We start from the raw sequence: 25,051 nt of genomic DNA, 5'->3' as shown, positions 1-25,051 counted from the left end.
GCACTTGCCTCGGACAGCGGCCCTACACCGCAAGGCTGCGGCCGCCGATGAGCGGGAGTGTCTCCTGGCCGACGCGCGCAGTGCCGTCCAGCGGTGTCGCGGCCGTGCGGCGCTCGCTGTGGTCGACCAGGTCCTGCCGATGGCGCGGATCGTGCACGCGGAGGTGGCTATTGGGCGGTCCAGCCGCCGAGGGTTTTGACGGTCTCGACCCTGTACGTGGGCAGCGGTGCCCACATCTCCTCCACTCTCCTCCACTGCGCCGTTGCTCACTGGGTGCCCTCGGCCGCCCGGTCGATGTCAAGGTCGCCTTCGAGGACGGTCCGGGTGATCAGGGGGCGGTCCCACAGGGCGAGGAGCTCGTTGGCGAGGTCGAGGACCGGCAACGGGTGCTGTTCGCCCTTCACATCGATGGCGGCAGCCGACAGGCTCCGGGGGACGGCGCCCGCGTTGAGCAGGACGCGCCACTCCTCGGGGCCGAGGCTCAGGTACTCCAGCCCTCTCAGCCCGGCGATCTCCAGAGGATCGGCCAGCGTGCCCGGGGAAGCGGTTAGCGTCCGCAGGCGGGGGAGGCCGGCGACCGGGGCGAGGCCGACCGGCTCGCCCTTGCGACCACCGATCCGGAGCACCTCCAGCTCGGGCCGGGCAGCGGCCACCATGCCGCCCGGGCTGTGGGTGCTCACCTGAGCCACCACCGGCGGACGGTCCCAGTCATCGTCCGAGTGCCAGTCGTCGCGGTGGTTGACCACCATGTCGGTAAGGGAGCCGGCGCGCAGTGCGGCCCCGATGCTCCGCTCGTGGTCGATCACGATGACCTGCCCGGCGTGTCCGCCTGGGCCCGGTGTCAGGTCGAGGGCCAGCCGGTCGCCGCCGCCGTTGTCGCCGAAGACGATCCAGCCGGGCGAGCCGACGAGGCCCTGCACGGCGGCGTCCGGTGCGGTGACGACCGCGTCCTTGGCGGCGGACTGCCAAGGGCAGGGACGGGAACGGGCATCCGCGATGTAGAGCCCGTCCAGGGGGAAGAGCTCACAGCCGACCGCTTCGCTGACGCGTTCCTGCGCCGCGTAGTCGCCGCTCCAGTCCTGCCACCGCGCACGGGTGACGCGGTAGAGGGCCTTGAGCTCGTCGGGCAGCGTGACACCGAGGCGCGCCTCCGCTGCGGCTATCTCCTCCTCGGTGGCACCGATGGTGTCGGGGAGCCGCTCGTGAAGGGTCCGCTCCAGCAGCGCCGGGTCCGCCGACGGCGCCGGCGCCGCCCCCGGGAAATCCTCGGGCAGGCGCCGCCAGGGCTCGGGAACGGCGCCCTCGACCAGGAGCAGGGCGCCCACGAAAGGGCTTGTGACGCCATGCTCCACGGCGGGCCCCGCATCGATGACGTGGAGCACGGTCTTCCCGTCCGGCGCCGTCTCGACCATGTACGAAACGCCGCTCACACCGTCGGTCCTGAGGGCGGCCTGGACCCGTTCCACGGCGGTGAACTGGTCCTGCATGTCTGCCACTTGCAGGGCTCGCCCTGACACTGGGCGCGGCTGTTGCGCGGGCAGGGTCCAACTGCCGAGACTGATCTGGCCCGTGAAGCAACCACCCGGCGCGACAAGCTGCTCCGCGTGGGAATCCCGCACCAGCCGCAGCAGCGGCTCCCAGGTCGCGAAGTCATGTATTGAGGACAACGGTGCTCTCCGCTCGGTCGGTTGGTTGGCCGGCAGCATTCCTGATCACTGCGTGCGACGCGATCCTAGGACCGACCACTGACACTGCCGCTCCGCCTGATCTGCTATCGCCCGAGACATGGAGCCCGGGAGAAGAGCGATGGGTGTTCTGGCCGACGACTTCCGCGCACCGAACGCCGCAGCGGTGGTGCAGTCGCTGGAGGAGACGGACGGCCGATCCCCGCTCCATGCGGAACCCCGGTGTTCGACGGAGCATGGACGAGCAAGGCCGCCCTGACCGCGAGTGAGGTGGTCATGGGGCGAAGGGTCGGGGCGGGGGCGCTGACGCCTTGGTGAATCCAGATCCGAGTCCAGTGCCGCTGCCGATCTCTGCCACGCGGTCGCCAGGGGACAGGCGGTAGACAGGGATGTCGTGAAAGCAGTTCATGCTCTCGATGAGCAGTTCTGGCGTGCCTTCATCGCAGTAGACCGTGGTCCGACTCCCAGCGAGAGCTGGTTGACCTTGGGTTCTCGGGTCGAATCGGCGCAACGTGATTTCGTCGCCGTCGCCGTCGCCGTCGCCGTCGCCGTCGCCCGCCAACGGCTCTCGTATGCCGGGGAGCGGTTACAGCGCCTCTCTGGCCGCCCGGCTCCAGACGACCCAATGTGGTACGTGCGACGGGGCTGAGGTGCTGGAGTCTCGACCTATAGCAATGAAGGCGTCTTGAGGGCGTCAACTGGCGGTGTGCTACCGCACCATGGGCCGCAGAGACTGGCCAACGGCTGGGGTGGCCAGGACCTTCCGGTCCATGCTGACTACGCAGAAGAGCGCGGAGACGTCACAGGCGTTCCTGTGGTCTGGGGCTCAGAAGCTGCTGGTGAAGCCTGTCGGCGACGGAGTGATCTCGATGAATCGGGGTGCGGCTTGGATGGGGCCTGGCATGGAGAGGGAGCCCGGCGTCGGGTGTGCGCTCTGCGGACGGTCAGGAGAGGCCGGGGGCAGTATCGAACAGCGGGTCCAGCGGCTCGCCCTTGTACCCGAGGACGACGCAGTCCGCGGCGACCGGTCCACGGGCGAGCTCATTGAGCCGGGCCAGGACCGCGGCCTCGGACGGCAGTTGGGCCGGGTCGAGACCAAGCGCCTGGGGCGCGCGGTCGCGGCGCTGGTCGAGGTCGGGCCAGTCTGTGCGGTACTCGTCGGCGACCGCCCGGAGTTGTGTGGCCGTCCGCCCATGCGCATCCGCCACCAGGGCGCCACGAGACACAAGCGCACCAGCTCCGGCAGTCCGAGTGCCAGCGGCCCGGCCTCGCCGTCGAGGCTCACGTACACCACCGGGTGTTCCTCGCCACCCTCACCGGCGAAGCAGTACGCGTCCCCCGAGGCGCCTCGCGCGAACTGCTCCAGCCGGGCCCCGGGCGCGAGCCGGACGTCGTCACTCAGCTCGAAGTCGGCCGGGTACGTCGCGTCGAGATCCGCGATCGACGTGAAAGACGCGACAACCTGCTCGTCGGTGCCCAGCACGGGCAGCAACGCACCCGGTCCGGCCGGTGGTTTCGATCCGTCCGTCCGCCCACCGTAGCCGGGCCTCATCGCCGGTTCCCGGCATGGTGGTGAACTGCCGGGACGGGGGTAGCCTCGCTCTGTTGGAGGTGGGGATGGGGCAGGCAGTGTGGGAGTCCATCAAGTACGCGGCGGTGTGCCAGGACTGCGGTTGCCCGGTTGGAGTGCTGCGGCGTCCAGGCTCTGGTGGGCGTCGCCCTGCGGTGGGATGTGGAGGTCATCTGCTCGGCCTGTGGGTTCACGATGGCTGTGTGCGATGAGGTACTGCCGGCTGGCCTCCGCGATCAGCTGCTCTCCGAGCACGGAGCGGCGAGACTGCGGGTAACTTCCCCACAGGGCAAGAGCATCGCGATCATGCGAGTGCTGCGGGCTGAACTCGGGATCGACCTGACCGAGGCCGAAACGGAACTGGGCCGTGTGCTGGCCGGGGAGTTCTCGGGCACCCTTCCCGAGATGGCACTCATCGCCAGCAAGCTGCGGGCGGCCGGAATCTCTGCGGCCGCCGCTCGGCCATAGTGCCCCGCACCTGCCTTCGATCAGCGCGTCGTCGCGTGCAAGCGGGCCATGGCCGCCGGGACTCTGCCGTCGGCAGCCGGACTTCCCGGTTGCCGACGACCAGCCTCTGTTCCGCGAACCTACCGTGCTCTCAGTCGCGGTGTACTTCGGTTTCCGGGGCGGGCGGTGGTGGCTTCCAGCCCGGGGGAGCTGCCTGGACGAGGTCGAGGTGCTCGTCCAGGTAGATCTCACCGCCGGCTCGCGGGAAGTCGACCAGGAGTTCATGGGTGTCCAGGCGCACCATGACTGTTCCGATGGGGTCTTCGGGGTGGTCGGTATCCTCCCGCGGCCGCACCCGGTCTCCTGGGATGAAGCGCCGCGGCTCGTCGGAGTCCTTCAGCCGCTGTGCCGCACACATGAGTCGCGTCACTTGCGCTTGCCCGGTCCCTTTTGCCCCTTGGCCACGTAGGCGGTCTGGATGCCCTTCTGGCCCATGCTCTTTCCGTGGAAGGTCCAGTCGATGTAGTCGACCCACACGCACATCGTGTGCTTCGCCGTGCCCGTCCGGAAGGGGGAACAGCACAGCGTGTAGTAGCGGCCGGTGACGAGCAGCGACCGACGCAGATGGAGCGCCGCGTTGACCATGTCTCTCTCGGCGGGCCGGATGGTGAAGGAGCCGAAGCGGCAAATCCCTCGTTCCGCATGGGCCGCGGACTGACAAACGGAGTGGACGTGCGCATTCTCCCCGCTATTGAAGAAGTGAAGTCGGCAGACTCGGGTAGGTTCACCCGGGTCATGCTGAGTGGCAACGTCGGCAAGCTCCCAGTCCCTCTACGTGAGCCCGTGGCGAGGTATTTGCTCGGGTCACAGGTGCTCGTGGCCGCCGGACACGTTACAGACCCGCTATCACCAGAGAAGGGTGCAGTCGTCCCGTTCGGGTTCTCCACTGATGGCGAGTGGGCGTGGCCGACGTACTGGGGTTACTTCGTCAGGGAGTACGGTGCTCACGTTCCGGACGATTTTGTGGCCTGTGTGCAGAAGCGCAACTTCCATCCTCCTCAATTGAGTTCGGATGAAGTCGCAGCGGCTATGAACGCGGTCCAAAGAGCTCTCAGCGGCAGTGAATGACAAGATCCGCGTATCCAGCAGGCCCCACCGGCGAATCAGGACCCGAGCGGCCCGGTGGCGGCGGGCCGGATGATGTGCGGCCCGAAGCGGGCACGGGCGGCGTCGGCGACGGCTTCGAGACGGTGGGCCTTGTCGTCGGCGGGATCCAGCAGCTGGTGATGGGCGGGCTCGGCGGCCATGAGCTGATCGGCGCGCAGAGTCAACTGCCGTATGCGGGCGCGCTCCAGGTGCAGGGCGACGTAGAGGTCGAGTGCGGGATCAACCGCCTCTAGCATCACCGGGCTGCGGCCACGAGGTATGACAAGCTCGCGGTCCGCTACGAGGCGACCGTGCTGGTCGCAGTCCTCAACGAGTGGCTGTGACCAGCACTTTCGCAACTGGCCCTGAAACCCCCGCGTACCTTCGCGGCGTTCAGCGCGGCCTGGATGGCGGGCGCGTCGTCCACGGTTCCGGTGCCTGCCGCCCCGTAGGCGGTGACGGTGAGGGACTCGGAGAGGCGTTCCGGCATGTACTGGAGTCGTCCGGCGGTCAGTTGCATGTGGGGGAGCCACTGAGCGATGGGCGTAGACATGGAGCGGTCTCCTGCGCGAGTGGTACGTCTCGGACGACCTCGAGTGGCTGAAGTGCGTGGACTGTACGTCGTCGGTTCGCGCAGCGGCTGGGACTGGAACGGCACGTTGCAGCACGACATCGGTGTGGAGCTACGCCCTCTACCTCGTCGACCAGGACGTGCCCGACCCCGAGGGCGGCGATCAGGCCGTCTTCACCGCCTGCGCCGAGATCATCGATGCGGGTGCCGGACGGCACCTGCGCTAGGGCGCGTATTGGGTCGTGACCAATGAGAAGCGAGGGTGGGGGTGGGGCTAGTGTGGTCGGCTACTTATGTGCGGTGCTGTGTGGCGTCGGGTTCCGGCCGAGTGTGCATGAATTCCAGACCGAACGGCCAACTGCACACAACTAGCAGTCACTTAGGGCGTCCGCCAATAGGGCGTGGATGCGTGGGATTTGGCGTATGCGGGCGCGGTCTTGATGACCGTGGAGTTCTCTACGCTCTGTGGTCATTGGGAGAGGTCGTGTCCATTGTGTCTGCTTCGGTCATCGCGCCGGTCCGTCGGGAATTCCTGGCTCTGCTACCTGTCTGTGAGAGCGGCCACCGTGTGCGGTCGCAACCGTGGAGTTCGCCGTGATGGTTGTTCCTCCGTGTCGTTGTGGTGTTCACGCTGCGGAGCGCCCGGTCAGCGCGGTATGAGGGGCAGGGGTAGGTCCACTTCCTTGTGGGAGTGCTGACGCTCTCGGTCCGCCGCGTGTATGTTGCAGGCGTTCAGGCTGCGCCGCCGGACCGGAGGGGCACGTTGAAGAGAACGGATCGCAACTTACTCAATCGCCGCGCGCTTCTCGCGACGGCCGGCGCGATGGCGGCGGGCAGCGCGCTGACCCCCGCACCCGCTGCTGCGGCCACCGGCACGGGCGGGCCGGAGCCCACGCCGTTCGGCCCGGTGACGGTCCGCCCGGACGACCGCCGGTATGCCGGTCTGCTGCGTGGCAACAACTTCCGCTTCGTGGGCCGCCCGGACGAGATCCGTGTGGCCGGGTCGACCGGCCAGGTGGTGGAGGCGATATCGGACGCCGTGCGCTTGGGGCGCCGGGTCGCGGTCCGCAGCGGCGGCCACTGCTTCGAGAACTTCACCGCGGACCCGGCCATACGCATGCTGGTGGACCTGTCGCCTATGGACGCGGTCGGCTACGACGCGGAGCACCGGGCGTTCGCGGTGCAGCCGGGTGCCACGCTCGGGCAGGTCTACCGGACGCTGTTCAAGGGCTGGGGTGTGACGATCCCGGCGGGCGGCTGTCCGGAGGTGGGTGCGGGCGGGCACTTCGTCGGCGGCGGGTACGGGCCCCTTTCCCGCCGTTACGGCTCGGTCGTGGACCATCTCTACGGCGTGGAGGTGGTGGTCGTCGACGGCGACGGCAGCGCCCGCGCGGTGCTGGCCACCCGCGAGCCCGGTGACCCGCACCGCGACCTGTGGTGGGCGCACACCGGCGGGGGCGGCGGCAACTTCGGCGTCGTCACCCGCTATCTGCTGCGTTCACCCGACGCCACCGGCACCGATCCGTCCCGCCTGCTGCCGTCCTCACCCAGCGAGAATTTAGAGTGCCTGGTCCACTGGGCCTGGGACCGGACGATGACCGAGCAGGCGTTCACCACACTGCTGCGCAACTTCGGGATCTGGCACGAACGCAACAGCGCGCCCGGCTCACCGGCCACCGGCTTGTACGCGGTCCTCCTCGTGCCGCACCGGGGGCCCCAAGGCATCGCGATGGCCGTCCAAGTCGATGCGGACATCCCGAATGCCCACGGCATGGTGGACGATCTCGTCTTTGCCGTGACCGCGGGCACCGGCGTCCAGTTGGCCGGCAAAACGCAGGTGACGATGCCCTGGCTGCACCGGCTGACCTGGCCGGGCAGCGGCGAGCCCGGCGACGCGATCAGCCGCCGCTACAAGGACAAGGCCGCCTACCTGCGGCGCTCATACACCGACGCCCAACTTTCCACCATCCATCGCTACCTGACAGACTCCACCGGCCCCTCGACCGGCGGCATGCTGCTCGTCGGCTACGGGGGCCAGGTCAACGCGGTACGGCCACAGGACACGGCACTCGCCCAGCGCGATGTGGTCATGAAGGCGGTATACAGCACGACCTGGGACGACCCGGCCGACGATGCCGCCAACCTGGCCTGGATCCGGGCCTTCTACCGCGACGTCTACGCCGACACCGGTGGCGTGCCCGTACCCGGCGAGGTCAGCGACGGCTCTTACATCAACTACGCGGACACCGACCTCGCCGACCCGGCGTGGAACACCTCCCAAGTGCCGTGGCACACCCTCTACTACAAGGACAACTACCGGCGCCTCCAACAGGTGAAGGCCCGCTGGGACCCGCTCAACGTGTTCCACCACACACTGGCGATCGAGCCGCGCGCCTGAAGCGCAACAGCCCTCGCGGTCACCAGCGTGGCCGACCAACCTGACCGCCTGAGAACGTCGGCCAGCGGGGCGTGCACTGGGATTACCGGACACGAGGACTGGCCGGTCGGGTGTCCCGGCGGTGGGTGTACCAGGCTCGCCGGATCAGACTACGGACGGTGATGATCGTGGTGGCGAGGGCGAGGTAGAACTCGGTGCAGATCCGGCGGCGTTCGGTGTTGCGCCGGAGTTTGCCGAAGTTGTTCATCCACGAGTTCGTGCGCTCTACCACCCAGCGGCCGTCTGTCTGTATGGGCGTCTTCGTGCCGCGCCGGGTGATGCGGCCGGTGACACCGCGCTCGGCGAGGTCGGTGTAGACGGGCTGGTAGTCGTAGCCGGCGTCCAGGCTCAGCTTGGGATCTTTGGGGACATGCTCCAGATCGTGAGCCACAGCGGCGAACTCATCGAGGGTCTCGGGCAGCAGGGTGTGATCCCGCACGTTGGCCCCGGCCGGGACGATGGCCACCGGTATCCCGTAGCCGTCGGTCACCTGGGACCGTTTCAGCCCCTGCTTGCCCCGATCCACCGGGCTCTTCCCGGCGGTGTCGCCGCCAGATGGCGCCTTGGTGATGCAGCCATCCGCGGCCAGGCGCTCCAGTTCCAGGCCCACCATCGTGTCGTAGGCCCGCAGCACCGCGAGGACCAGGTGGCCGACGACACCGGCCTCGATCCACTCGTCCCGTCGGCGCCGGATCGTAGTCGCCGAACATGCCTCGTCCGCGACCCGCTCGTAACCCATCCCCGACACCAACGCCAAGACGATCCGGTCGAACATGACCCTGTCGGGGATCCGGGGCCGGTGACATCCGAGTGGATGTTCGTCCCGGCGTTGGGGTAGTAGCGAGAGAAACTCCTCGCGGATCGGGGCGATGATGGACACAGGCACGACAGACACACCTTCTCCTGAAGATCACAGAGCATAAGCAACTCCACGATCACCAAGAAGAGTCTGCCGTGCCGTCAGCTTCGACACGTCCTCGCCCTTTTGGCGGACGCTCTTAGCAGCTACCTTCCGTGGCGTTCGATTGGGATCGTGATCCTCCCGGGCGGGGCTTACTGATCGTTTCGGAATGAGACGGGCAGGTGGGACGGAGCGCCCTTTGGCACGTGAACGGCCCACCTGTCACTTCTGGACGTCCTAGTTGTCACTAGCTGCGGGTGTCGATGGCCTGAACGAGGTGAGGATGGTGATCACCACGGTGTCGTCTGGTCGTTGGTGGGAATGGGCGGGTGGTCGTGCGTGTCGGTGGCATTGAGGATTTCGTGGATGAGTAGGTCGAGGTCGTTGGTGGTGGTGCGGTAGTTGCACAGGCAGGCGCGTAGGACGGTCCGGCCGTGGATGGCGACAGTGGCGAGGTAGGCGCGTTGGTTGTCCTGGACGCGGCGGGCGATGCGGGTGTGGAGGGCATCCGGGTCATCGCTTGTCGGCTGGGTGATGCCGAAGCAGGCGACCGGCCAGGGGCCGCCGGCCAGGAGGTGGAGCCGGGGCTCGGCAGTGATCTTGTCGCGCAGTTGGCCGGCGAGGGACAGGTAGTGCTCGATCAGCGCGGTGACGCCGTCGCGGCCCAGGTGGGTGAGGGTGGCCCACAGGGCCAAGGCCCTCGTGCCGGGGCGGGTCAGTTCGATGGTGGCGTGGGAGAGCCACGGCAGTACGCCGGGTTCACTGGCAGTGAGGTAGGAGGCTTGGTGGGCGAAGGCGGTGTGCAGGTGTTGAGGATCGGGGACGAGCAGTGCTCCGCAGCCCACCGGCACGCTGAGCGTCTTGTGCGGGTCGACGGTCAGCGAGTTGACGTCTTCGATGCCTTGGTAGTGGGGGGCCAGTGCCGGGACGGCGGCGCCGAGGCCGCCCCAGGCGCCGTCGGCGTGGTGCCACATGCCCGTGCTGCGGCACAGGTCGGTGACCGGCTGGAGCGGGTCGACGGCGCCGGTGGCGGTGGTGCCCAGTGTGGTCACGGTGCAAAACGGCAGCAGGCCCGCCTCCAGGTCGGCGGTGACCGCGGTGTGCAGCGCGGCGGGGTCGAGGCGGTGGTCTGTGTCGGCGGGGATGGGGCGCAGGCGGTGGGCGGGCAGGCCGATGCAGGCGGCGGCCTTGGCGACCGACATGTGGGCCTGGGCGCTGTAGTAGAGGGTGAGGCGGGTGTGGTCGCGGTCGTATGCGGGGCCGTCGCTGGAGCCGCGGCGGGTGAGGTACCAGGTGCGGGCGGTGGCCAGGGCGAGGAGGTTGGCCATGGAGCCGCCGCTGGTGAGGACCCCGCCGGTGGTGTCGGGCAGTCCTGCCAGGTCGGCGAGCATGTGCACGGTGCCGCGTTCGAGGTCCATGAGGGCGTTCTCGCCCATGCCGCAGGTCGCGTTGATGGCGCAGGCCAGCAGGTCGGCGACGATGCCGGCAGGTGCGGGAGGGGAGTTGACCCAGGCGAAGAAGGCGGGGTGTCCGTTCCCCGTCGGGTACGGGGCGAGTTCGTCGCGGACGAAGTCCAGGATCCGGCCCAGGTCTTGGCCCTGCGGGGCGAGGGATGGTGTGCGCAGCCGGGTCCGGTGCTCCGGCGTCATGGGACGGCTGACAGTTCCGGCCGGGAGGTCGCTCAGGTACTGGGACACCCACTGTGCGGCGGCCACGAGCTCGTCGCGCAGTGTCTTCGCATGGACTTCGGGCGGCACCGGGGCAAGGGGCGGAATGGTGTTGTCGTACGGAGCCGGGTCGGGGGCGGAAACGGGCTGGGTCATGGCGACGCCTGGGGCCTTTCATCGTCACAAGGCCCCAGGTCACAGCACCGAGGGCGATGATCGTAACGAGTGAGATCGTCGGACGACACGCGCTCCAGAAGGAATCGACTGCGGGCTCTTTTGACCGAGGTCATTCCGTTCTCGGCCAGGCCGGTGAGGATCTCGGTCATGTTGCTGATGCCGGCGTCGTGGACGGTGAGCCCGCCCGAGCACCGGAAGTAGCAGCCTGAGAGGGCCTCCCTGCTGGCGACCCATCGCTTCATAAGGACCTCGGCCTGGGCGACGGTGATGATCGTCGTGCTCCACCGGGAACCGTCCTTGAGGTCCACGAAGACGTCGACGTTGTCCACGGACTCCAAGTCCTCACCGGCATGGGGCAGGAACGCGGCCTCGAACTGCTCGGTGTGGACGCGGTACCAGGGTCCGTCCCACCTGCCCAATGAGTGGTGTGCATCGTGAAATCGCAGGTCATGGCTCTGACGTGAGTGACGGTTCGGGTACTCGTGCCGGTCGGCGGCTGATGGCTGTGCCGGAGATCATCGGGCAGGCCCGGTTCCGACGGACTGCCCGGTTCCGACGGACTTCCCGGTTCCGACGGACTTCCCGGTTCGGCTGCGGCCATGACAGGCCCCCGCCGACGATCCGTCAGCAGGCTGGCGCGCCCTGAGACTGCGGGAGGCTGCGGAGATGCATGCGTGGCAGTGGATTACCGCCCGCCGGAACGAACTGGGCCCCGCTGCCTGGAAGTTGGCCAAGCATCCCGCAGGAGGTGCAGGCCGATCGGGAGGAACTCACTATCGCGGAGCGGGTATTGAATCGTCGGGCCGAGCAGGCCCAGGCGTTCGGGATCCGGGCTGAGCCAGTGACCGGCGAGGCACCGGCGCAGGGGCGGCAGAGCGGGGATGCCGACGGGGAGTTCGAGGCGGAGCAGGCCGTCGGCTCGGTGGCTGGTGCTCTTGGCCGGCGCGGCGCGACGATGGTGAGGAACCGATCCGCCCCCTCTGTGTTCCCGGAAGGGTGAGCTGGCATGACATCTCCCTCCGATTCCCCTCAGGAACCGGCACTGCGCCCTCAGCAGGGCACCGAGCCACAGGGCGCCTCCCTCGGCGGAAGCCTGGCGCCGTTGGCGAACATGGGCTGGCAGATCCTTCTGACCATGGGCCTGGCTGCCATCGCCCTCGGCGTCGTGGTCCTTGCCTGGCCGGAGGAGACGCTGCGGGTCGTCGGCGTGCTCTTCGGCGTCTATCTGCTGGTCATCGGTGTCTTCCAGCTGGCCGCCGCCTTCGGCACGCACATCCCCGGGCATCTTCGGGCGCTGCATTTCGTCACCGGCGCGCTATCCGTCCTGCTCGGGCTGGTCTGTTTCCGCGGCACTCTGCAGTCGATCTTGCTGCTCGCTCTGTGGATCGGCTTCAGCTGGCTGCTGCGCGGGACCATGGTCACAGCAACGGCAGCCTCGGCCCCGGACATGCCGGCGCGAGGCTGGACGCTCTTCACCGGGATCGTCGGCATGCTGGCGGGCATCGTGCTGATCGTCTCGCCGTTCACCTCGATCGGCGCGCTCACCCTGGCGGCGGGCATCATGGCCATCGTCCTCGGCGTGATCGAGGTGTTCCACGCCATCAGGATGCGCATCGAAGTCGGCCGTCTCGCTGCCGGGACCACTGCCGAGCGGCGGCCTCTGTTCCGCTCCCAACCGCACCCCCAGCACTGATTGCGGCGCGGACTCCGGCCACCCCGCTCCCGCAGACGACCGTCCTACCGGACGTCTGCGGGCAGACGGTATCCGCCCGGCTGACCGCATCGCACGGACGCGCCGTCGGCCGCCGCCGCGGCGGCGCCCATTACCTTCCCACTACCGTCCCACGCCGTCAGGAGGCAGCGATGTCCTACATCGACTGGTTGGCCGCAGGCCGCCCGGAACGGCGCGAACGGGTGCGGTGATGGCCGGTGCCCGGACGCGTGCCCGGGTGGTGATCGTGACGAACCCACGCTCGGGCCGTGGCAAGACGACTGCTCGTCACGGACTGGTGCAGCGGGCCGAGGACATGGGCGCCCAGTGCTGGAGGACCAGCGCGGAATACGACGCTGCGTCGCTTGCGAAGAACGCCGTCCAGGAAGGGGCGCAGGTATTGGGGGCGGCGGGCGGCGACGGCACCGTGTCGGCGGTTGCCGCGGTGGCAGCCGCCGAGGGCCTGCCGCTGGTCGTGGTCCCGGCGGGCACCCGCAACCACTTCGCCCGGGACCTCGGCCTTGACATCCGCGATCCGGGGCGGGCACTGGACGCCCTGGTCGACGGTGAGCCCACACAGGTCGACCTCGGGGTGCTCGGCTCGCGTGTCTTTGTCAACAACGTCTCTTTCGGCATGTACGCCGACGCCCTGCTCGAGCCTGGGTACCGGGACGACAAGCCCCGCGCGTTCGCCACTGTGGTGCCCGACTATCTCAAAGGCAAGCAGTGGGTCGAGGTTCAGGTGGCGACCCCCTGGGGGACCGTCGAGTTCCCGCAGGTGGTGCTGATCTCCAACAACCCCTACCACCTGGCCACACCGCGCTGGCTGGGGCGTCGGTTCTCCCTTACCACGGGACAGCTGGGCGCCATCGTCCTCAAGCGGCCGGCACAGGCACCCCCGGATCTCCTGCGGCACCTGCGCGACGAACTGCGACAGCACCAGCGCGGTGCCGGCCCGGCGGGTGAAGGGGTTGTCGTCTGGTCGGCTCCCGGCATCACGCTGCACGGTGACGCGCGGCATGTGGACGCGGGGATCGACGGCGAAGCGGTACGGCTTCCTCTCCCCGTCCTGTGCGGGATCCGGCCGGGTGCCCTGCGTGTGCTGCTGCCGAAGGACCGGCCGGGGCCTCCGCCGGAGCGCACGATGCGCCACTGAGGACCCGTGCCGCGCAGCACGATCGGCGGTCTGCTTCGCCCCCCGTCCGGTCCCCCCCGCGAACGAAGCAGGCCGCTTGGCGATGTCCTCGGGTGCGCTACCGAGGTTTTCGGTTCGGGGTGACGATGTTGCACCAGGGGCCCCGGCGCTGACAGGTCGGATTGGCCTTGCATCGCAAGGCGGATCGGAGCCGAGGCAGAGCGTGGCGGTCGCGATGGCAGGATGGCGGCATGGTGACGAATCAGCCGTGGGCGGGGCTTCACGGTGATCTGCTGGCGGCGAAGGCGTTGGTGTACGACCCGAGCGGTTTTGCCTGCTCGCTGCCAGTGCCCGAACCGGAGAGCGTCGAGTACGCGGCGTGCGGTTTCACGCTCGATGGCCGTGCGGTCCGGTTCCGCGTGGGCAAGACCACCCCGACGAAGGTGGGTCAGTTCGTCACTGTGTGGCAGCGGTCTGCGCAGGGGCCGATCCGGCCCTTCGACGCCGACGGCGGGGTGGACCTCTTCGTCATCAGCAGCCGTGACGACGACGGCTTCGGGCAGTTCGTCTTCCCTCGCGAGGTGTTGTGTGAGCGCGACATCGTCTCCCGCAACGGCTCCGGCGGGAAGCGGGGATTCCGTGTGTATCCGCCGTGGGTGACCACGACCAACCGGCAGGCCCGCAGCACCCAGGCATGGCAGGTGGACTACTTCTTCCACCTTGGCCAGGACGGGCCTGCCGACCTGACGCGCGCCCATTCCCTCTATCACCCGTAGGTGCCCGCTGCTGCCACAGCGTCCGACTGCTGGGCCGGAATCAGTCCGGTCTCGGCGACGAATCCGTCGAGCAGGCCGGTTTGGTACTGCATCCGTTTCAGGCGGGTGCGGGCCGGTGCGGCGAGCTCGTCGATGCCGCACGGGGCCAGGTTGGTCAGGCTGTTCTTCGGGTGTGCCCACACGCCCTCGGCCGGTTGAGGTCGGGTGCGTACGAGGGGAAGCGGAAGGCGGTCAGCCAGCTGCGGGCCGCGATCAGCTCACGCATCCCGGCGTCGACATGGTGGGTGTCGTTGTCGCATCCCAGCACGATGGGGCCGCCGAGCTGCCGGCGGACCGCGTCCAGCATGCAGGCGAAGTCCCGTTCGCGGAAGCCTTTCTGCTCGCCCTTGCGGCCGTGGTGCACCAGCTTCCGGAAGACGAGCCGCGTGCGGTGGCCGGGCCTGCGGCACACCCGACCGGCGAGCGAGATATGTCCCGAGCCCGCGACCCGGACGGTGATGCGGGGTGTGTGACCGCGCCGGGACCAGGTCCGTGCTTTCGGTGGCCGGAGCACCTGGCCCGACTCGTCGGCGAAGCACAGCCACGCGTCCTGGTCCCTCACCGGCTTTCCACGCGGGGCCAGGTCTCCTTCATCCAGGTGGCCGCCGTGTTCTCGTCACGCTCGGCGGCCCGGCGCACCGGGACCTGCACCGTCCAGCCCATCTGGTGCAGGATCCGCCGGGTATGCGCCGGGCTGAAGCGGAGGTGGAAGCGCCGCGCGATCACAGTGGCCACCCGGGCCAGAGTCCACCGCTGCTCCTCCGCCCAGCCGCGCACAGCCGGCCCCTTCTCCAGCTCGGCGGCCGGCCAGACATGCCAAGCGGGCTTCATCCGGGAGGGCCGCCCTGACGGCCCCTTGGAGCCCAGAGCCTCCACGCCGCCGTCCCGCCACCGGGCATGCCAGGCATACGCGGACTTCCCGGAGACCCGCAGCCGCCGCGCGACCTGCGGCGGCGGCAGCCCTTGTGCGAATAACTCGGCGGCCTCGAACCGCACTTGCTCCCTCTGAGCCCGCTGCTTCGCGGTCAGACCGCCCCATCGGCATGCCGCATGCCACCAGGATGAACTCACCACCGAGATCACCGTCACCCCAAGCCGAAATCCTCAGTAGCAAGGCTTGGTCAGGTTGGTGCGGGGTCGGGGACGTTGCGGTGACAGGTGGGGCAGGCGCCGGTCCAGAACTTCGGTGCGCACGGCGTCCGCAACCGGAACCCGTCCCTGTCCCTCCACGCCCGCCCGCGCGCGAGATTGCATACCGGTATGGCCTGTGGCGAGGAGTACGCGCCGCGTGGCTGGAACACGACGATCAATGGCCGACATACTGGTCTAGACCATACCGTCGAGTAGTGGCTAACGTCGCTCCACGGAGCGCACCGGTCCGCACCGGTCCGCACCGGTCCGCACCGGTCCGCACCGGTCCGCGCAGATCCGCACAGGTCTGCTCAGTCGGCTGCGGCCGACCTCCGGATCTTCCTCCCCGTCACCCACCCCTGCCCGCCTTCGATCCGCCCTGCCTGCTTGCCCCCTGGAAGGACCCGCTCGTGAACAACATCCTCGTGGTGCTCAGGGCCGAGGACGCCGTCGTCGACTTCTTCTCCGTACTCGCCCCGACGGGCACCGCCACCGCCACCACCCACGTCCTGCTCTGCGACACCGGTGAGGCACTGGAGTTCGCGCCCGGAACCGGTGCCGCCGAACGCCTCGCGGCGCTCGCCGCCCGCGTCCGCCTGGCGGACGAGTCCGTCGCCTCGCCCGGTCCCGACGCCCTCGCGGCGCACCTGCGCCAACTGGGCGGCGGGAGCGGGACGATGGTGTGGACCCACTCCGCCGCCGACACCCGGCGCAGCCGCGGCCGGGTCGGGCGCGACGTCGCGCACGCCGCCGAGGAGCTCGGGCTGTCCGTGCGGCACGCCGTCGGCTACTCGCCCTTCCTGCAGTTCGTCAGCGACCTGGACCGGCCCCTTGACCGCCAGGGCTGCGCCGACAAGCTCCGCTTCGTCAACGACCACTGCGCGCACCTCCTCGACACCGAGTCGCCGCAGCACATGCTCCACACCGGCCGAGTGCCGTCCACCGAGCGGTTCTTCGCCTCGGGCGGCGCCGAGGAGCGCGAGCGGCTGTACGCGCTCATGGCGAGCCTCGACGACGAGGCGGCGGCCGTGTCCGACCCCTGGGAGTTCGCCACCTCGGCGTACGAGCAGCGGCGCCTGGACGCCACGACCGCCTGGATCGCCCGCTCCGTCTCCCCGGACAACGGGACGCTCGTGGAAGTCGGCGCCTGTGAGGGTGCGTTGACCACACGCCTGGTCGACAAGGGCTTCCGAGTCGCCGCCACCGAGCCCAACCCGGTCTTCCGCGAGCGCCTGCACCGGAACGTGGGCGCGGGTTCGCCCCAACTCGACCTCTACGACCACTCCTTGGAGGAACTGGCCGCAGCTGAAGCCGGAGTTGAAGCCGGAGCTGGGGTGGGGGCCGAGCAGCGGGGGGTGCCTGGATCCGCGTACCTCCTGATCGAGATGCTCTACTACGGCCAGGACCTGGACCTGCTCGACGCCCTTCCCGGTGACCTCGTCCTGGTCGCCCTCGAACCCGAGGCCCTGGACACCCGGCTGCGTCCCTGGCTCGATAAGAGCGCCCAGTGGTCGGCCGTCGACGAGACGGTCCTGGTACGGCCTGCGCTGGAGGGCGTCTGCGGAGGCCGCGCCTATCTGCGCAAGCGCGGCAGCACCGGCGTGGTCCTGCGCCGCGCGACCCGCTGAACCACCGCCCGTACAGCAGTACCTGACGCTGAGGACCAAAAGGATCACGCACATGAGCCGTTCCGCCCTGCCCTCACCCGCCCAGCTCACCGCCCTGGTCAACGCCTGCCTGATGCCCGCCTACCCCGGTCGCGTACCGCCCGCCTGGCTTCTGCGCGCCCTCGACGAGGGCATGGCCGGCGTGGGGCTCTTCGGCACCAACCTCACGCCCGCCGACGGCGTCGCCCACGGCTCGCTGCGCGAGGACGTGGCCGAGCCGCTGCGGGCCGTACGCCCCGATGTCCTGATCGCCCTCGACGAGGAGGGCGGCGACGTCACCCGCCTCGACTACCTGCGCGGCAGCGCCTACCCGGGCAACCATGCCCTCGGTGCCGTCGACGACACAGCGCTCACTCGTGAGGTGGCCGGGGCGATCGGCTCCGACCTGGTCGCCGAGGGGATCAACCTGTGCCTCGGGCCCTGCGCCGACGTCAACTCCCAACCGGACAACCCCATCATCGGCGTACGCGCCTTCGGCGCCGACCCCGCGCTCGTCGCGCGGCACACGGCCGCCTTCGTCGAGGGACTGCAGGAACACCGCGTCGCCGCCACGCTCAAGCATTTCCCCGGGCACGGCGACACCGGCGTGGACTCCCACGACGCGCTGCCCGACATCGACCGGCCCCTCGACGCCCTGAACGCCGTGGAGCTGCCGCCGTTCGCGGCCGGTGCGGCGGCCGGCGCCAAGGCGGTGATGACCGGCCACATCCGGCTGCCCCACCTCGCGGAACTCCCCGCGACCCTCAGCCGCCGCGTGGTCACCGGGCTGCTGCGCGAGCAGCTCGGCTACGACGGCGTCGTGATCACCGACGCCCTGGAGATGGCTCCCGTACGGGACCGCTGGGGCTTCGGCGGCGCGGCCGTCCTCGCCTGGGCGGCCGGTACGGACCTGGTCCTGCTCGGCCCGAGCGGTGACGACCGGGCGCTGCCCGAGGTGTACGCGGCCGTGGAATCCGCCCTGCGCAAGGGCGAGTTGACGGTCGAGCGGCTCCAGGAGGCCGCCGCCCGGGTCGCCGCGCTGCGTGCCTGGGCCACGGCCGTCCCCACGTCGGGGGCGTCGGCGGACGTCGGCCTGCGCGCCGCCCGCCGAGCCCTCGCCGCGACGGGCGACGTGGCCCCCGCACCGGGTACGGCCTGGCACACCGTACGACTGCTCAGCGAGGCCAACATGGCGGTGGGAACGGCCCCTTGGGGCCTGGAGCAGCCCCTCGCCCGCCTCGGCCTGCTGGCCTCGGCCACCGATGTCGAACCGGGCGCCGACCCCACCACCGTCTCCCTGCCCGCCGGCGGCCCGGTCGCTGTCGTCGTCCGGGACGCGGCGCGCGACCCCTGGCAGCGCACGGCGCTCCATGCGCTGCGGGCGCGCAGGCCGGACCTGGTGGCCGTCGAGATGGGCCTGCATGAGGCCCGTGACGAGGATGCTCCGAACGCGACGCTCCGCGATGACGCCGTCCTGTACACGCGCGGCGCGGGCCTGGCCAACGCCGTGGCCGCCGCCGAACTCCTCACCGGACACAGCTGGTTGGGCCCGCTGCGCACATGACGGCAAGTCTTCCGGATCCGCTCCCGTCAAACAACGTCAGGAACTTCAACCGCCTGAACGGCCTCAATAGCCTCAATAGCCTCAAGGAAATCCCGTGTACGACCTCTGCGTCGGGCTCGGCTACCACTGCGAGTCCACCTATCAGCTGCGCCGCCACACAGGCGACGAGCGCGCGCGCTTCTTCGACTGGCTCGACCTGGACTTCGGCTCGGTCGTCGACACGATCCGCGGCGACTTCCAGGACGTGCTGCGCACCGGCCCGGTCGTGCCCTTCAGCGACGGCCGCTGCGCCCTGGACCGACCCTCCAACATCCGCTTCTTCCACGACTTCCACGCCGAACCGGGACGGCCCCTCGCACCGCCCGACATCCACCGCCAGCTTCCGCGCGTACGCGAGAAGTTCACCTACCTCGCCGAGCGTTGGCGCGCGATGACCGCGTCGTCCGCGCACGTCCTCTACGTCCACCACGACGCCTTCGACGAGATCGGCGCGTCGGACGTACTGCGGCTGCGTGCGGTGCTCGCCGCGCAGCACCCCGACCACCGCTTCGGACTGCTCTGGCTACGGCGCACCCCGCCGCCGGACGCCGACGGACTGCCGCCCGGCGTCCGCTGGGACACCGTGCCCCTCGTCGAGGGCCGCTGGGAGGGCGATGACCTCGCCTGGGACCGCGTCCTGTCAGCCCTGCCGCTGCGCCGCCGCGCCACGCCCGCGGCCAAGTCCCGCGCCTGAACGCGTACCTGCCCCTGCATCAGATCCGAGGAACCACGCATCATGCCCCAGAATCCTTCCGAGACCGCCGCCCCGCGCACGGTCGTCCTGTCCCCGCACTTCGACGACGCCGCCCTCTCGCTCGGCGGGCTCATCGCGCGCCTGCCCGGACCCGTCGACATCGTCACGGTGTACGGCGGCGCGCCCGCACCCGGCACCCTCGTCTCCTGGTGGGACAGCACCTCCGGGTTCTCCTCCGCGCACGAGGCGCACCGCGTCCGGCTCGCCGAGGACGCCGCCGCCTGCGCGCTGCTCGACGCCCGTCAGGTGGCGCTCGACCACCCCGACGGGCCGTACGCCGCGCCCGGCTCCGAACTCGCCGAGCTGGACGCCTACTTGGCGAAGCTGGAGCCCGGCACCGACGTCTATGTCCCGCTCGGCACCAATCAGCGCGACCACGAGGCCGTACGTCGCCGCGCGCTGCGCGTCCTCGCGGACCTGGGCGCCCCGCTGCCGATCGTGTACGCCGATCTGCCCTACACCGGCCATCTGCCCGAGTGGGGCCGGCCGGAGGCGAGCGAGGCGCTGGCCACCAGCGAGCCGTACGGACCGGCCTACCAGGGGATGCTGCACGAATACCGCACCGCCGTCCGCGACGCGGTGACCCTCGACGACGAGCAGTGGGCCGCCAAGCGCGCGGCTGTGCTCTGCTACGGCTCGCAGCTCGCGCCGGTCTCCATCGACCACGGCGCGTTCCTGGCCCGCACCGGCCCAGTCAGCTCCGAACTCACCTGGTCGATCAGCCCTGTTGGCGCCCTTCGTGATGCCTCCTCGGACGCCTCGTGCTGAGCCCCGCCCACCCTGGTGCCGTTTCCCCGCCGGCGGCCCTCGCGGCCAGAGGGCTCGTCAAGGAGTACCGCAGGGGCCGGGCCGTGGACGGCGTGGACCTGATCTTGGGGGAGGGCGAGCGGCTGGGGCTGCTCGGCCCGAACGGCGCGGGCAAGACCACCACTTTGCTGATGTGCCTCGGCGTGGTCGAGCCGGACGAGGGCTCGGTCGAGATCCTCGGGCACCCGCTGCCCGCCCGCCGCGCGCGAGCCCTTGAGGGCGTCGGGTTCGTCGCCGGGTATCTGCCCCTGCCGGACCGGGTGCGGGTGCGCGAGTACCTGCGCCTGTACGCCGACCTGTACGGGCTCGCCGCGCCAGCCGCCGCCGTCGAGGCGGCCCTGGAGCGCTTCGGCATCGACCATCTGGCGCACGCCATCGGCACCGAACTCTCCAGCGGACAGCGCACGTTGGTGGGCATCGCCAAAGCTGCCCTGCACCGACCGCGGCTGATGGTCCTGGACGAGCCGACCGCCTCGCTCGACCCGGACGTGGCGCTGCGCGTACGTACCGCGCTGCTCGCCCTGTCGCGGGAGCAGGGCACGGCCCTCCTGGTCACCAGCCACGACATGGTGGAGGTGGAGCGGCTGTGCGAGCGGGTCGTCTTCCTGCACGCCGGGCGCGTGGCCGCCGACGGCACCCCGCAGGAGGTGGCGCGCGGCTTCGGGCGGCAGGACCTGGAGGGCGTGTTCCTTCACCTGGCAGAGGAGCGCGACCGTGCGGGCCGGGCGGTCGGCAAGGACAGCAAGGACAGCAAGGACGGTACGGACCGAGCGGACCTCGCGGACCGCACGGCGGAAGGGGCAACGGCCCGATGACAACACCTCCGAACGCCGTGGAGGCGCCCCCGGCCCTGCGTACCCCGGCCTCCGCCTCCCTGCACCGGGTCCTGGCGGTCGCGCGCCGCCACTGGCTGGTCCTCAAACGCAGCCCGCACAGGTTCTTCGACGTGCTGGTGTGGCCGCTGGTCGACACCCTCTTGTACGGCTCGATCGGGCTGTTCGCCGCACAGGCGGCGCAGTCCGCCAAAGGCAGCCCGGGCACCGGCACGACCGTCGCGGTCTATCTGCTCAGCGGCACCGTGCTGTGGCACCTGGTGCACCAGACGCAGATCTCACTGGCCACGGGGTTCCTGGAGGAGACCTGGTCGCGCAATGTGCTCGGCCTGATGGCCACGCCCATGCGGGACTGGGAGTACCTGGCCGGAGTCGGCCTGTTCGCCCTGGTCCGCATGGCGGCCAGCACGAGCGCCGTCGCGGTGCTCGCCTTCACCGCGTACGCCTTCGACGTCACCACGCTCGGCCTCGGCCTCATCCCGGTGGCCGCGCTGCTGCTCGCCTGCGGCTGGTCGGTGGCGCTGCTCGTGGTGGGCCTGGTGCTGAGGTACGGCAGCGGGGCCGAGGCGCTGGTCTGGGGCGCGCTGTCCGTGGTGATGCCACTGTCCGGCGTGTTCTACCCGGTCTCCACGCTCCCCGCCGCGCTGCGCCCGATCGCTGAAGTCCTGCCCACGACCCATGTCTTCGCGGCCGGGCGGGCCCTGGCCGGGGGAGGGGGCATGCCCTGGCGCGAGCTGTCCCTGGCGGCGGCGGGCACCCTGCTGCTCCTGGTGCTCAGCGTGTACGCGCTGCGCCGGCTGCTGCGGACGTTCCGCAGGCGGGGGTTGGTGACGCGCTACTCCTAACGACCTCGTGCATGGTTGGCGGCTGGGCATCGTGAAGGGACACGTGGGTGTTTCTCACCCTGCTGCGGCAGGCTTCGGTGGCTGTCGATGTGTGGATGCGAGTCCCGCGATGGCCGGGACGAGTTCGTCGAGGAGTTCACGTCGGCCGAGGTGGCGGGAGAGCGCCTGCCAGTTCTTGAGGTGGGCGATGCCGTGCTCGACCCGGATGCGTCGCGTTGAGTGAGCTTTGCGTTGTTGAGTGAGCCTCTCCTCCCACCAAGGCGCGGCGTTCTTCTTGAACTTGCGATGTGGTGGTGTGATCACTTGGCCACCGGTTTGGGCGCCCAGCGTCTCGGGCCTGAGTGATGTCGGGGCAACTGCCGGGCTTCAGAGCACCGCCGAACAGCAGTCGCCCCTGGATGTCGGTGACCACCAGGGCTTTCACCGCGTTCTGCTTGCTCTTGCCGGAAACGTAGCGGTCGCGGCCGTCGGTGCCAGGTGCGAGGCGGCGGACGCGGATCAGGCCGCCGCTGATTCTGAACGGTGCAGGTACAGGCTCAGTGCCTGCCTACCGTTCCAAGCACGTACTCAGAAGCTGGTGCACCGTTTTCGGCCCTCCGAATGAAGAAATATCTGTATCCGCGAAATGAGAATTTGACGGATCATGTGCGCAGGTTTTCTGTCGCGATGAGCGAGAATGGATTATTCGGCATACGCGCGCCGTCGCGGCATGCTAATGTTGATCTCAGTTGCTGTTGTGGTTCCCGAAACTTCAAGCGCGCCAGCCGATTCATGTCGGCGAGAGCGCTTATGTATTTCCGGTCATTTTCCGGGCGGGGTCATTGCGACGACACGGCCCCGCGCAGTGCGGGTGCCGATGTGCTGCCCAAAGGAGATATGACATGGCTACTGGAACCGTGAAGTGGTTCAACTCGGAAAAGGGTTTCGGCTTCATCGAGCAGGACGGCGGCGGCGCCGACGTCTTCGCCCACTACTCGAACATCGCCGCTCAGGGTTTCCGTGAGCTGCTCGAGGGCCAGAAGGTCACCTTCGACATCGCGCAGGGCCAGAAGGGCCCGACGGCCGAGAACATCGTTCCTGCCTAACGCTGACGCGCACTTTATAGCTGGGGCCCGCATCCTCTGGGGTGCGGGCCCCAGCTATACGCATTTTCGCGCGCAGTCCGCGGTTTCTGCTTCAGGGACAGAAGTGCCCCGCCTGTTCTTATCGGCGAGGCCGCTTTCCCTTTTCACTGGTTCATACTCGCGATTACCCGCGCCGCTCACGGCTGCAGTAATCCTTGATATGTGCCCCACCGAGGGAGGTTCCGCATGAACCGCACACGTCCGATCGACCGCTCGGGCAGGCTGACCCGTTCCGGCCGGTATGGTCGGCGGCCCGCCGCAGCGCAGGGTGAGTTCGCGCTTCCTGAGACGGTCACCCCCGCGCTGCCGGCCGTGACCGGTTTCGCCGATCTCGACATGCCCGGGCAACTGCTAGCCGAACTCGACAAGCAGGGCGTGACGGCGCCGTTCCCGATCCAGGGTGCGACGTTGCCGAACTCCCTGGCGGGCCGCGACGTCTTGGGCCGTGGGCGCACCGGTTCCGGCAAGACCCTCGCCTTCGGCCTCGCCCTGCTCGCCCGCACCGCCGGACAGCGGGCCGAGCCCCACTGGCCGCTGGGGCTGATCCTCGTACCGACGCGTGAGCTGGCCCAACAGGTGACCGACGCGCTCACTCCGTACGCACGCTCCGTGAAGGTGCGTCTCGCCGCGGTGGTGGGCGGGATGTCGGTCGGCAGGCAGGTTGGCGCGCTGCGGCGTGGGGCCGAGGTCATCGTCGCGACCCCCGGCCGGCTCAAGGACCTCATCGACCGGGGCGAGTGCTGGTTGCACCAGGTGGACGTCACCGTCCTCGATGAGGCCGACCAGATGGCTGACATGGGCTTCATGCCCCAGGTCACCGCGCTGCTCGACCAGGTGCGTCCGGAGGGGCAGCGGATGCTGTTCTCCGCCACCCTGGACCGCAACGTCGACCTGCTGGTGCGCCGCTATCTGACCGACCCCGTCGTGCACTCCGTCGACCCGTCGGCCGGTGCGGTCACGAGGATGGAGCACCACGTCCTGCACGTCCGCGGAGCCGACAAACACGCTGCCACGCTGCGGATCGCGGCCCGCGACGGTCGCGTGATCATGTTCCTGGACACCAAGCACGCCGTCGACCGGCTGACCCAGGACCTGCTCGACAGCGGAGTACGGGCAGCCGCGCTGCACGGCGGCAAGTCGCAGCCGCAGCGCACCCGCACGCTGGCGCAGTTCAAGACGGGACACGTCAGCGTGCTCGTGGCGACCAACGTCGCGGCGCGCGGCATCCACGTCGACAACCTCGACCTGGTCGTCAACGTCGACCCGCCGACCGACCACAAGGACTACCTCCACCGAGCCGGCCGTACCGCCCGCGCCGGCGAGGCCGGCAGCGTCGTCACCCTCGTCACGCCGAACCAGCGCCGTGGCATGCTCCGTCTCATGTCGGACGCCGGGATCCGGCCGCGAACCACCCAGATCCGCCCGGACGACGAGACCCTGAACCGGATCACCGGCGCCCAGGCACCATCCGGTATCCCGGTGGTCATCACCGCAGCAGTGGCCGAACGCCCCCTGCGCGGAGCCTCCTCCCACAGCCGACGCCGCCGCTCTTCGGCGGCACGGCGCACGCCCGTACGCCAGCCCGGCGTCAACGCGGCGGCCTAAAGCCTTTCGCCGACGGCCTGGAGCCTCGTACGAGCGGCCCAGAGCCCTTGTGATCGGGAAGCTGACCCATCTCTGCAGGAGGTACCTTTGACGCTGGTTCAGATCCGGCACCGCCCCTCAGGCGCCAACTCCGCGTACAGGACAGGGGTCGGGGGTATGGACACGGCCGGGCCGCGGGTCTGTGACGACATGAGCGTCGAGGTGGCGCTGGCTGTCATGGCCGCCGCCCGCACGGACCGGCTGGCCGTCTGCGACCAGGACGATCAGTGCACCGGCCTGATCACCCAGGCCGACCTCGCCGCCGTCCGTGACGGCTCCGCGTACACGGACCGTGTCCGTCTGCGCGACCTGCGGCTCGATGTCCCGTCAGTCGCCGAGCAGCTAGGCGCCGCCCAGGATGTCCGCGCGCTCTCCCGCTGAACCGTCTCACCCTGGTGGGCC

At 69.7% G+C, this 25,051-nt stretch carries 26 protein-coding genes and 2 pseudogenes; 17 read left to right on the top strand and 11 right to left on the bottom strand.

Annotation, left to right across the window (positions count from 1 at the left end):
- Positions 1-22: 22 nt before the first annotated feature.
- The 3 genes from ACQB60_RS40960 to ACQB60_RS40950 form a co-directional block, all read right to left on the bottom strand.
- The gene (locus tag ACQB60_RS40960) at positions 23-157 is read right to left on the bottom strand and encodes a hypothetical protein (protein WP_496931181.1); all 135 of its coding nucleotides are present in this window, start codon (positions 155-157) and stop codon (positions 23-25) included.
- A 109-nt stretch (positions 158-266) separates the two neighbouring features.
- Entirely contained in the window at positions 267-1,667 is a 1,401-nt protein-coding gene (locus ACQB60_RS40955; protein ID WP_496931180.1) for an SMI1/KNR4 family protein, read from the bottom strand.
- Between the two features lie 962 nt (positions 1,668-2,629).
- The gene (locus ACQB60_RS40950; protein ID WP_496931179.1) at positions 2,630-2,893 is read right to left on the bottom strand and encodes a hypothetical protein; all 264 of its coding nucleotides are present in this window, start codon (positions 2,891-2,893) and stop codon (positions 2,630-2,632) included.
- A gap of 668 nt (positions 2,894-3,561) precedes the next feature.
- On the opposite strand from ACQB60_RS40950, the gene ACQB60_RS40945 reads away from it, so the two are divergent.
- Positions 3,562-3,723: a hypothetical protein gene (locus tag ACQB60_RS40945; RefSeq protein ID WP_496931178.1), complete on the top strand. Its 162-nt coding sequence runs from the start codon at positions 3,562-3,564 to the stop codon at positions 3,721-3,723.
- 130 nt (positions 3,724-3,853) lie between these two features.
- Here ACQB60_RS40945 and ACQB60_RS40940 read toward each other — a convergent pair whose 3' ends face one another.
- Both ACQB60_RS40940 and ACQB60_RS40935 read right to left on the bottom strand, forming a co-directional pair.
- Positions 3,854-4,132, bottom strand: a complete 279-nt coding sequence (locus tag ACQB60_RS40940; protein ID WP_496931177.1) for a hypothetical protein — start codon at positions 4,130-4,132, stop codon at positions 3,854-3,856.
- A complete protein-coding gene (locus ACQB60_RS40935) occupies positions 4,129-4,347 on the bottom strand; it encodes a hypothetical protein (RefSeq protein ID WP_496931176.1) in 219 nt (72 codons plus the stop codon). Before ACQB60_RS40935 ends, ACQB60_RS40940 begins: the two co-directional genes overlap by 4 nt.
- A gap of 87 nt (positions 4,348-4,434) precedes the next feature.
- On the opposite strand from ACQB60_RS40935, the gene ACQB60_RS40930 reads away from it, so the two are divergent.
- Positions 4,435-4,830 carry a hypothetical protein gene (locus ACQB60_RS40930; protein WP_496931175.1) on the top strand — a complete coding sequence of 132 codons (396 nt, stop codon included), beginning with the start codon at positions 4,435-4,437 and terminating at the stop codon, positions 4,828-4,830.
- A gap of 35 nt (positions 4,831-4,865) precedes the next feature.
- Here ACQB60_RS40930 and ACQB60_RS40925 read toward each other — a convergent pair whose 3' ends face one another.
- Positions 4,866-5,105: a hypothetical protein gene (locus tag ACQB60_RS40925; RefSeq protein WP_496931218.1), complete on the bottom strand. Its 240-nt coding sequence runs from the start codon at positions 5,103-5,105 to the stop codon at positions 4,866-4,868.
- On the opposite strand from ACQB60_RS40925, the pseudogene ACQB60_RS40920 reads away from it, so the two are divergent.
- Positions 5,076-5,192: pseudogene (locus ACQB60_RS40920) on the top strand (IS5 family transposase); the annotation flags it as partial. The gene ACQB60_RS40925 and the pseudogene ACQB60_RS40920 overlap by 30 nt on opposite strands.
- Here ACQB60_RS40920 and ACQB60_RS40915 read toward each other — a convergent pair.
- On the bottom strand, positions 5,147-5,401 hold the full coding sequence (locus ACQB60_RS40915) for a hypothetical protein (RefSeq protein ID WP_496931217.1): 255 nt from the start codon (positions 5,399-5,401) through the stop codon (positions 5,147-5,149). The pseudogene ACQB60_RS40920 and the gene ACQB60_RS40915 overlap by 46 nt on opposite strands.
- Before the next feature lie 122 nt (positions 5,402-5,523).
- On the opposite strand from ACQB60_RS40915, the gene ACQB60_RS40910 reads away from it, so the two are divergent.
- Positions 5,524-5,646 (top strand): hypothetical protein, encoded by a 123-nt coding sequence (locus ACQB60_RS40910; protein WP_496931174.1) that lies wholly within the window; start codon positions 5,524-5,526, stop codon positions 5,644-5,646.
- A 596-nt stretch (positions 5,647-6,242) separates the two neighbouring features.
- Positions 6,243-7,817 carry an FAD-binding oxidoreductase gene (locus ACQB60_RS40905; protein ID WP_496931173.1) on the top strand — a complete coding sequence of 525 codons (1,575 nt, stop codon included), beginning with the start codon at positions 6,243-6,245 and terminating at the stop codon, positions 7,815-7,817.
- An 82-nt stretch (positions 7,818-7,899) separates the two neighbouring features.
- On the opposite strand, the gene ACQB60_RS40900 is transcribed toward ACQB60_RS40905, so the two are convergent.
- The 3 genes from ACQB60_RS40900 to ACQB60_RS40890 all read right to left on the bottom strand — a co-directional run bounded on the left by ACQB60_RS40900 (position 7,900) and on the right by ACQB60_RS40890 (position 10,930).
- Entirely contained in the window at positions 7,900-8,751 is an 852-nt protein-coding gene (locus ACQB60_RS40900; RefSeq protein ID WP_496931172.1) for an IS5 family transposase, read from the bottom strand.
- A 296-nt stretch (positions 8,752-9,047) separates the two neighbouring features.
- Complete coding sequence (locus tag ACQB60_RS40895; RefSeq protein ID WP_496931171.1) at positions 9,048-10,580, bottom strand: pyridoxal phosphate-dependent decarboxylase family protein; 1,533 nt, start codon at positions 10,578-10,580, stop codon at positions 9,048-9,050.
- On the bottom strand, positions 10,577-10,930 hold the full coding sequence (locus tag ACQB60_RS40890; protein ID WP_496931170.1) for a hypothetical protein: 354 nt from the start codon (positions 10,928-10,930) through the stop codon (positions 10,577-10,579). Before ACQB60_RS40890 ends, ACQB60_RS40895 begins: the two co-directional genes overlap by 4 nt.
- A 677-nt stretch (positions 10,931-11,607) precedes the next feature.
- Here ACQB60_RS40890 and ACQB60_RS40885 point away from each other — a divergent pair.
- The 3 genes from ACQB60_RS40885 (at position 11,608) to ACQB60_RS40875 (ending at position 14,223) form a co-directional block, all read left to right on the top strand.
- On the top strand, positions 11,608-12,294 hold the full coding sequence (locus ACQB60_RS40885) for an HdeD family acid-resistance protein (protein ID WP_496931169.1): 687 nt from the start codon (positions 11,608-11,610) through the stop codon (positions 12,292-12,294).
- Between the two features lie 229 nt (positions 12,295-12,523).
- Entirely contained in the window at positions 12,524-13,468 is a 945-nt protein-coding gene (locus ACQB60_RS40880; protein WP_496931168.1) for a diacylglycerol/lipid kinase family protein, read from the top strand.
- A gap of 230 nt (positions 13,469-13,698) precedes the next feature.
- Positions 13,699-14,223 (top strand): MepB family protein, encoded by a 525-nt coding sequence (locus tag ACQB60_RS40875; protein ID WP_496931167.1) that lies wholly within the window; start codon positions 13,699-13,701, stop codon positions 14,221-14,223.
- On the opposite strand, the pseudogene ACQB60_RS40870 reads toward ACQB60_RS40875, so the two are convergent.
- Positions 14,214-15,333, bottom strand: a pseudogene (locus ACQB60_RS40870) (IS630 family transposase). The gene ACQB60_RS40875 and the pseudogene ACQB60_RS40870 overlap by 10 nt on opposite strands.
- Before the next feature lie 470 nt (positions 15,334-15,803).
- Here ACQB60_RS40870 and ACQB60_RS40865 point away from each other — a divergent pair.
- From ACQB60_RS40865 to ACQB60_RS40825, 9 genes are all read left to right on the top strand, one after another.
- Positions 15,804-17,021 carry an SAM-dependent methyltransferase gene (locus ACQB60_RS40865; protein WP_496931166.1) on the top strand — a complete coding sequence of 406 codons (1,218 nt, stop codon included), beginning with the start codon at positions 15,804-15,806 and terminating at the stop codon, positions 17,019-17,021.
- A 52-nt stretch (positions 17,022-17,073) separates the two neighbouring features.
- Entirely contained in the window at positions 17,074-18,603 is a 1,530-nt protein-coding gene (locus ACQB60_RS40860; protein WP_496931165.1) for a glycoside hydrolase family 3 protein, read from the top strand.
- Between the two features lie 94 nt (positions 18,604-18,697).
- Entirely contained in the window at positions 18,698-19,336 is a 639-nt protein-coding gene (locus tag ACQB60_RS40855; protein WP_496931164.1) for a DUF1796 family putative cysteine peptidase, read from the top strand.
- A gap of 42 nt (positions 19,337-19,378) precedes the next feature.
- Positions 19,379-20,164: a PIG-L deacetylase family protein gene (locus tag ACQB60_RS40850; RefSeq protein WP_496931163.1), complete on the top strand. Its 786-nt coding sequence runs from the start codon at positions 19,379-19,381 to the stop codon at positions 20,162-20,164.
- Complete coding sequence (locus tag ACQB60_RS40845) at positions 20,158-21,018, top strand: ABC transporter ATP-binding protein (protein WP_496931162.1); 861 nt, start codon at positions 20,158-20,160, stop codon at positions 21,016-21,018. The genes ACQB60_RS40850 and ACQB60_RS40845 overlap by 7 nt, the downstream gene beginning before the upstream one ends.
- A complete protein-coding gene (locus tag ACQB60_RS40840) occupies positions 21,015-21,881 on the top strand; it encodes an ABC transporter permease (RefSeq protein ID WP_384849694.1) in 867 nt (288 codons plus the stop codon). The genes ACQB60_RS40845 and ACQB60_RS40840 overlap by 4 nt, the downstream gene beginning before the upstream one ends.
- Before the next feature lie 881 nt (positions 21,882-22,762).
- Positions 22,763-22,966, top strand: a complete 204-nt coding sequence (locus tag ACQB60_RS40835; RefSeq protein WP_496931161.1) for a cold-shock protein — start codon at positions 22,763-22,765, stop codon at positions 22,964-22,966.
- 225 nt (positions 22,967-23,191) lie between these two features.
- The gene (locus ACQB60_RS40830) at positions 23,192-24,610 is read left to right on the top strand and encodes a DEAD/DEAH box helicase (protein ID WP_496931160.1); all 1,419 of its coding nucleotides are present in this window, start codon (positions 23,192-23,194) and stop codon (positions 24,608-24,610) included.
- 87 nt (positions 24,611-24,697) lie between these two features.
- Positions 24,698-25,030 (top strand): CBS domain-containing protein, encoded by a 333-nt coding sequence (locus tag ACQB60_RS40825; RefSeq protein WP_496931159.1) that lies wholly within the window; start codon positions 24,698-24,700, stop codon positions 25,028-25,030.
- Positions 25,031-25,051: the final 21 nt, after the last annotated feature.

The sequence above is a fragment of the Streptomyces odontotermitis genome (assembly GCF_050510915.1).
Classification (GTDB): domain Bacteria; phylum Actinomycetota; class Actinomycetes; order Streptomycetales; family Streptomycetaceae; genus Streptomyces.
The sequence above is the reverse complement of the archived record's forward strand: the minus strand, read 5'-3'. Positions and strand labels throughout refer to the sequence as shown.